Origin of the sequence: Clostridium sp. DSM 8431 (assembly GCF_900116755.1) — a bacterium.
GTDB lineage: Bacteria > Bacillota > Clostridia > Clostridiales > Clostridiaceae > Clostridium.
The window spans coordinates 1-4,257 of sequence record NZ_FPBY01000230.1; the positions used below are offsets into that span (position 1 = coordinate 1).

Annotated in this window: 3 protein-coding genes and 1 pseudogene; 2 read left to right on the top strand and 2 right to left on the bottom strand. The window is 29.8% G+C overall.

What is annotated here, in order from left to right; translation table 11 throughout:
* Nucleotides 1–114: 114 nt before the first annotated feature.
* The gene (locus tag BM384_RS15850) at nt 115–1,116 is read right to left on the bottom strand and encodes a TIM barrel protein (protein WP_242946077.1); all 1,002 of its coding nucleotides are present in this window, start codon (nt 1,114–1,116) and stop codon (nt 115–117) included.
* Nucleotides 1,117–1,234: 118 nt separating this feature from the next.
* On the opposite strand from BM384_RS15850, the gene BM384_RS15855 reads away from it, so the two are divergent.
* Nucleotides 1,235–1,810, top strand: coding sequence for a TetR/AcrR family transcriptional regulator (locus tag BM384_RS15855; RefSeq protein ID WP_090015058.1), 576 nt, complete (start codon nt 1,235–1,237; stop codon nt 1,808–1,810).
* A 40-nt stretch (nt 1,811–1,850) separates the two neighbouring features.
* Here BM384_RS15855 and BM384_RS15860 read toward each other — a convergent pair whose 3' ends face one another.
* Nucleotides 1,851–3,794: an ArnT family glycosyltransferase gene (locus tag BM384_RS15860; protein WP_090015059.1), complete on the bottom strand. Its 1,944-nt coding sequence runs from the start codon at nt 3,792–3,794 to the stop codon at nt 1,851–1,853.
* Between the two features lie 175 nt (nt 3,795–3,969).
* On the opposite strand from BM384_RS15860, the pseudogene BM384_RS15865 reads away from it, so the two are divergent.
* Nucleotides 3,970–4,170 (top strand): annotated as a pseudogene (locus BM384_RS15865) (CNNM domain-containing protein); the annotation flags it as partial.
* Nucleotides 4,171–4,257 lie beyond the last annotated feature (87 nt).

Consider the following 4,257-nt stretch of genomic DNA (forward strand, 5'->3'; position numbering starts at 1 on the left):
GAAAAAATATAAGTATATGAAAAAAACAACCATACAAGCTTTTGAGCTAGTATGGTCGTTTGATTTTTAGGACTTTTTTTACAGCCCCTTTTTGTAAATATCTATTGTTCTTATCTAATTATTATCTCCAAAGTGTTCTTTCATATATTCATAGCTAACTTGTAAACTCTTAATAGGATCTTTATCAACCCAGTTTTTATGAGTTTCTAATATAACACCTTCAACACCATTTTTCTTAGCTATTTCTGAAAGTGTATCTAAATCCATATTCCCATTTCCAAGTTCAGTAGCATTTTCTTTAAGTATTGGAGTCATATAAGGGCTTGATTTAGTATGCCCACGGTCATTAATATGCCATAGTTTCATTCTACTGCCTAACTTCTCCATTAAAGCAGTAACATTAGCGCCTCCATCTGCCATCCAGTAACTATCAAATTCAAAGTTAACATATTCAGGATCAGTTTCCTCAATAATAAGGTCATAAGCTGTTTTATCTTTAGATACTTTTTGTAATTCACAGTTGTGGTTATGATATAAAAGTCTTACCCCTTCTTCTGAAAGAGCTTTTCCTACTGCATTTAGACGATGAGCAAGGTTTGTTACTTCATCTAAGCTACTGTAATCAAATCTATACATACCAGTAATAACTACAGTATCTGTACCAAAACTTTTGGCTTCATTAGCTATAGCTTTAGCATCATCTTCAAGAGTTCCTAAGTCGCTATGAAGACTAGAAACTTTTAAACCACTTTCTTCTATAAGCTGCATCCAATCAAGTTTACCACCATTTCCTATAGACATTCCTGAAAATTTAGTCATTAATTTTACTATTAAAGAAGACTTATGAATCATAAAGTCATTTAATTCAATTGCTTCATACCCCGCATTTTTAATTTCAGTTAATGTTTTTAAAGCTTCATCGTAATTATTACACTTAGTTCCTATCATAATTTGTTGAACACCAGTTGTAATATGGTTAGAATCAGCTTTTTCGTTTACTGTGCTTTCTATTGATGTACTTGAGTCTGAAACTGTATTATAGTGTCCACTTCCTTCAGATGAGCATCCAGTAAGAAGCATTGCTGTTACCATCATGCTGATAATTAATTTTTTCATCAATAATTATACCCCTTTCATTGACTTATTGTTTAAGTTCTTTATAATAATATCAACATCTGTTGACTATCTACAACCGACAGATAATTTAAATGTGTTGAGTTTAATGGGAGGATCTATGTTAGAAAATAAAGGTGTAAGCCAAAGGGTAATGGCAACAAAGAATTCTGTTAGTAAGGCTTTATTAGAGATGTTAAAGAATCGTAATATAAAAAAGATATCTATAAAAGAGCTTTGCCAGATTGCAGGAATTAATCGTACTACTTTTTATAATCATTATGGTAGCCAATATGATGTGCTTAATGAAATTGCTAATGATTATTTAGAAAGTACTTCTATGGAAGTTATGAAGAGTCTTAAAGAAGGTATAAAATTTGATGATTGTTTAAGTAATATTTTGCAGTATATGAAGGAGAATATTGAATTTGCAAAGCTTATTTTAGATCAAGATAATTATGATTTAGTAAGCCATATAAAAGTATCACTACCACAGTTTGAACATATAGTAATTGATCATCTTCCAGAGGAACTTGATTTAGATGAAAAGAAGGCTGTTTCTTCTTTTGTTCAATATGGAACAGTGAGACTTCTTAAAGAATGGGTATTTTCAGGGTGTGTAAAGTCATCTGAAGAAGAAGCAAAGTTAATTTTGAAGATTGTGGGAAAAACAATGAGTAGCTTTAATAAAATTTAAAAAAATTCGGTGCTGCATAAATGCAGCACCGAATAAAAGTTTATTTAGCGTTATTGAAATAGTAAAGTTCTTTATTACTTTTCTTATTATTCATTACTTTAGAATATTTAGTGCTATATTCAGACATGTCAACTAATGTAGCATGTTCCTTTACATAATCAGTTATTTCAGAAGCTTCCTTGTCTTGATCTGAAATAAGGAAATAAGTTATCTTACCTTCCTCAACATATTCTTTTAACTTATCTAATGTAAGTGAATTATCAGACCCTAAAAATCCACCATAAGCGTAGGAAGGAAGTCCCGTATCTATAATAAATCTTGCCACATCATTTGAGCGTTTTGCTACAACTAAAAAGCTACCTTCTTTATAATTTTTAAGCAAGTACTGTTCAAGCTGAAAATCCTCACTTAAAGAAATAGAACCACTTTTTGTATCTTTTGTTTCTGAAGCTACGATATCAGGGCCAGCTGCTGGTTTCACAAGACTTGGAACATAAATTACAGGAGTAAGTGCCCAGTAAAATGGTGCTGTAAGCAAAGATATAAATAAAGTTATGGACATTATTTTTATCTTATATTTAAATATATCTTTTTTTAGGTAATGTAAAATCATGAAGACTATACATACAAATGTTGAAATAAAAATTATTGGTTTAAGTATTGCTGGTAAGTCGTCATAAAGAAGTAAATTCTTAATTTCTAATATCATAGTTAGAATAAAAGCTACAGGAAGAATAAATTGTTTCCAAGATGACTTAGATTTAAAATCAGTAATCATTTTAAGAATACCTATACCACACAATATTGAAATTGATGGTGCCATCATGGATAAATAATATCTGTGATAGAAACCTGCAAAGCTGAAGAATATAAACATTGTGAAAAAGTATATTTCCCAGAAAATAATTGCAGCATCTTTCATAGTTGAAGCCTTAGTTTTAAGCTTTTTTGTAAGGGAAATAATTGAGGCAAATACCATTGTTAATAACCATGAAATCTGTCCATAAATACTTGGAATCCATAGTCTTAATGGAGAGGCTGTACCTATATAATCATCACTTACACTTCCTGTTCTAGCAGTCTTTTTAGAATCTTGTTTTGATGGTGCATTATAGAGAGATTCTTCTGATATTTTTGATTCTTTATAAGGTATACTTCCCATTTCTGAATTCTCATTTTTTGCTGAGTTACTATTTCCATTATTTCTTCCTAATATACGTTCTATACCGTTATGTCCTACAATTAATTCAAATACAGAATTATTTGATGTACTGTCAACATAAGGTCGATTAGAAGATGGATATAACTGGACTGCTATAGCCCAAGATAAAGAAATAGTGACCATGATAATAGTGGCAATAATTCCATTTATAAATTTTTTAGAGAATTTTTCTTTTGTGAAAATAAGATAAGTAAGTACGAAGGCTGGTACTACCATGTAAGCTTGAAGCATTTTTATATTAAAGCCAAGCCCTATAAAAATACCTGCAATAATTAAGTAAATAAGCTTATTCTCCTCAATAGATTTGAACAAAAATAATATGGCTATAAGCAAAACTAAAATTAGCTGCATATCAATGGTATTATTTCTTGAAACAGCTACTACAATAGGAGTAATAGCAAATATAAGTGATGAAATTAATGCTGAAGTTTTATTGAAATATTTTTTTGTTAAAATATAAATCAACAAACATGAGATTGTTCCAGAAAGAGCCTGTGGAAGTAAAAGAGCCCATCCTTTATAGCCAAATATAAGAACTGATATGGCTTGAATCCATAGGCCAAGAGGTGGTTTATCAACTGATACCATGCCTGAAGGATCAAAGGAAACGAAGAAGAAATTTTTGAAATTCTTAGTCATGCTAAGTACAGCTGATGCATAATATTCATTTCCATATCCATAGTTGGTTATGGCATAGAAATTTAGAAAAAATGAAACTATACATATTAGAATAATAAGTTTATTGTTTTTTATAAAATTCATAATACTTAATTCCTTTCAATGTTATATAGTTATATTATCATACTTAAATGTGACAATTTGATGTGGATAGGGTAAAAGTTTGAATAAGAACTATATAAAAAACACAATATAAAAAGTAAAAATAATGTGGTATAATTATAATTAAAATTTTGGAAATATAGGGAGTGATTAAATTTTGGATTCTAGTTACACGGGAGAAATTATCTTATTAATTATACTTATAATGTTATCAGGTTTTTTCTCAATGTCAGAGACTGCTTTAATGTCTTTGAGCAAAATTAGAATTAGACACATGAAAGAAGAAGGAATTAAGGGAGCTAAGCTTGTTGATAAGCTTTTAGAAGATCCTAATAAACTTCTAGGTGCAATTTTGATTAGAATGGCTACGCATACTCGTGACTTTAGTCATGAGTTAGTAGCCAAAATAGTCAGCATATAGAGAAATCTATATGTAGAGATAGGA